Here is a 3,094-nt window from a genome sequence, read left to right on the forward strand (position 1 = left end):
AGGCGGCATATCCCCGATGGATGAGTGGGGATGCCTTGTACTGTAATCCTCCATCCATTTTTGGGTCAGCGCCTTTATTCGGTGTAGGTGGTTGAACCAATAGGCGTCGAACATCCTCCCTATAAAACCTGTTCAGGCGTTCCATATATCCGTTCTGCATGGGCTTGCCGGGCAGGATGAACTGGAGCTCCACCCGTTTGCCCTTGCACCATTTTGATAGGGTCTTCGATATGAACTCCGGACCGTTGTCGCAGTATATGGTCTTTGGCAGTCCTATCTCTTCCTTCAGTTGCGATAAGGTCTCCACAAAATTTTATCGCCGGATAGTTTAGTACCACTTCCATGGCAGTGCCTCTCGGTTGCAGTCGTCCATGACATTGAACACCCTAGTCTTCCTTCCATTAGACAGTACATTGGCCATAAAGTCCATGTGCCAGACCTCGTTGAGCTCCATTGGACCCTCCAATGGGTTCTCGGTCACTTTTGGGAATTCTTCCTTAAAATCCTTTCCGATTCCTTCGATATGGTCTTTGCAGTTTTCAAGATACCTATGGAATATGGACTCGACCGCTTTGATGAATTCCTTCATCTTGGATTGGCTCTCCGTGTAGACCTTTATCCTGAAATCAGGGTGCTTCTTTCCTTTTTTGGTTACCAAGGAACGGATCTCATTAGGGAGAGGATCATTGTTGACATCCACAAATAGCCATATCCTTTATCGTTGTTGAAAAACTTTACTGTTCTTTCTTGCATAATGGTATTTGTTAAATGTTTTGTTATTAATTGACGAACGTGTAGGCCACTCCGGTGGCAGATGCACGGCCCGTCCTACCGATTCTATGGATATAGCTATCCATTGTTTGGGGCAACTGATAGTTGATTACATGGGTGACCCCTTTGATATCAATTCCCCTGGCAGCAACATCCGTTGCCACCAATATTTTTGTGCTTCCCGACTTGAACAGCTCTATTGCCCTTGAACGATAGTTTTGTGACTTATTCCCATGGATGACATCCGATCTGATCCCGGAATTCTTCAATTGCTTGCTTAATTTATCCACCCCTCTTTTCGTTTCTTCGAACAACAGCACTTTTTTAAAGGAAGATTCGTTTACCAGCTTGAACAATACATCAAATTTATTTTCACTGTTCTTCACTCGGATGATATGTTGATCGACGTTATCGCTCGATCTGGTTCCGCTTGACACCTTTACATGTGTTGCCGCCCCGGTGATCTGTTGGATCAGTTTTTCCTGGTTCGGGTCCAAGGTTGCTGAGAACAACATGGTCTGCTTTCGGTTTCGCATTCCTGAAACAAGCTTCTGCATATCTTTGATGAACCCCATGTCCAGCATTCTGTCAAACTCGTCCAAAACCAGGGTCGATCTGGTATCAATTCTCAATGCCTTTCGTTCAATCAAATCGTTCAGCCTCCCCGGTGTGCCCACAATAAGGTCCAGGCTCCTCCTTGCCGAGGATATGTCCCTATCCACATTTGTTCCTCCGATAAAGCACGCAGAGGTGAGTCGGGTGCCTTTGGTCAATGACCTGAACTCGGACTGTACCTGTTGTGCCAATTCCCGGGTGGGCACTACCACTAGACCGGAAACATGGTTGGCGGTAAGCATCTGTTGTACCATAGGGATAAGGAATGCCCCCGTTTTACCTGTACCCGTGGCCGCAATGCCCACTAAGTTTTTTCCTTTCAGCAGGTGGTCGAAACACCTGTCCTGAATTTCAGAGGGTGAGCGATAGCCCTTATGGGCAATGTTTTTACAAAGTTCCCCATGTAAATGGAATTGTTCAAAATCTCTATCTGAAACATAGGGCTCGGTATTTGTTGTTGTTGATTTTTTGACCAGTAGTTCAGGGTTTAACCTGGATACGGGCCGTTTGCCGGACGTACCAGTCCGGTGCTTTTTATGATAATGCATAGTATTTTAGTTTTGATGTGTTGGAATTGTCTGTAATTCCATTTGCCCCAGATCGCGGAGCATTTTAAAGTGTTTGAAAATTGCAGATGCAAAAGATCCGTTGGAGTGATAGGGCAAGCCAAATTCTTCGGCAGTACGCTTTACTATCGGTGCTATGTTACGGTAATGAATATGTGAAATATTTGGGAAAAGATGATGTTCTATCTGGTGGGTCAGACCTCCTACCATCCATGATAACCATGCGCTCTTTGGCGCAAAATTACATGTGGTCTCCAGTTGATGTGCCAAACGTTCGGACTCCAAATTTCCGTTGGTATCCGGTAAAGGGAATGATGCATTGGGGGTAACGTGGGCTGTTTGGAAGACCAAGGTGATGCTCAATCCGGTCACAAAGTGCATGGACAAAAAGGCAAGGACCACCAGCCATGGTGAAATAGCGGTCAACAAAATCGGCAAGACCAACGCATAGGAAAAATATAATACTTTCCAAGCAGCCATCTTAAGGATTCCTTCTATGTAAGTCCTTCTATTTTTCACCAGGCCCATTTTGTAATATCTGGCGTACCGGACAAAATCTTTGGACGTAACCCATGAAACCGTGGACAGACCATAAAAGAACCAAGCATAGCAATGCTGGTACTTATGGAGCTTGTTCTTTTTGGCATGAGGTGAAAACCTCAAGAAAAAGGGCGCGTTTATATCATCGTCATGATCCTCGATATTGGTATAGCTATGGTGCAAAACATTGTGTTGCAGCCTCCAGACCTTGTCATTGGCACCGATCAGATTGATCGTGTACCCCATGAGTTTGTTGACCATTTTGTTCCTTGAAAAAGACCCGTGAATGGCGTCGTGCATTACGCCCATGCCAATACCTGCCATGCCAAATCCACTCAAAATGTACAATCCAAACAACAATGGGACACTTGTAAGGGTTGAAAAAATGATGATGGCCAAGGGGCCGAAAAACAACAGCAACATAAATATGCTCTTAAAAAGCATTTGACGGTTGCCGTGCCGGGTTTTCTTTGTGGTCTTGAAATATTCCGAAACGCGTTTTTTTAATGTTCTGGAAAAATCGGAGCCTACCGATGATTGAAAAGATGGATTTTTAATAAAGAACTCATTTAAACTTTTTTGGTTTGATTTTTTTCAGGGCG

At 44.7% G+C, this 3,094-nt stretch carries 4 protein-coding genes; all 4 read right to left on the reverse strand.

Annotated elements, in window-relative coordinates:
• On the reverse strand, nucleotides 1-114 hold a 114-nt coding region (locus tag K1F36_RS20430; protein ID WP_417944638.1), incomplete at its 3' end, for an integrase core domain-containing protein.
• A gap of 214 nt (nucleotides 115-328) precedes the next feature.
• A complete protein-coding gene (locus tag K1F36_RS19320) occupies nucleotides 329-700 on the reverse strand; it encodes a hypothetical protein (RefSeq protein ID WP_220115259.1) in 372 nt (123 codons plus the stop codon).
• Nucleotides 701-779: 79 nt separating this feature from the next.
• The gene (locus K1F36_RS19325; RefSeq protein ID WP_220115260.1) at nucleotides 780-1,934 is read right to left on the reverse strand and encodes a DEAD/DEAH box helicase; all 1,155 of its coding nucleotides are present in this window, start codon (nucleotides 1,932-1,934) and stop codon (nucleotides 780-782) included.
• Nucleotides 1,935-1,940: 6 nt separating this feature from the next.
• Nucleotides 1,941-2,915 (reverse strand): fatty acid desaturase family protein, encoded by a 975-nt coding sequence (locus tag K1F36_RS19330; protein ID WP_220115261.1) that lies wholly within the window; start codon nucleotides 2,913-2,915, stop codon nucleotides 1,941-1,943.
• Nucleotides 2,916-3,094: the final 179 nt, after the last annotated feature.

Origin of the sequence: Flagellimonas abyssi, from assembly GCF_019457905.1 — a bacterium.
Classification (GTDB): Bacteria; Bacteroidota; Bacteroidia; order Flavobacteriales; family Flavobacteriaceae; genus Flagellimonas; species Flagellimonas abyssi.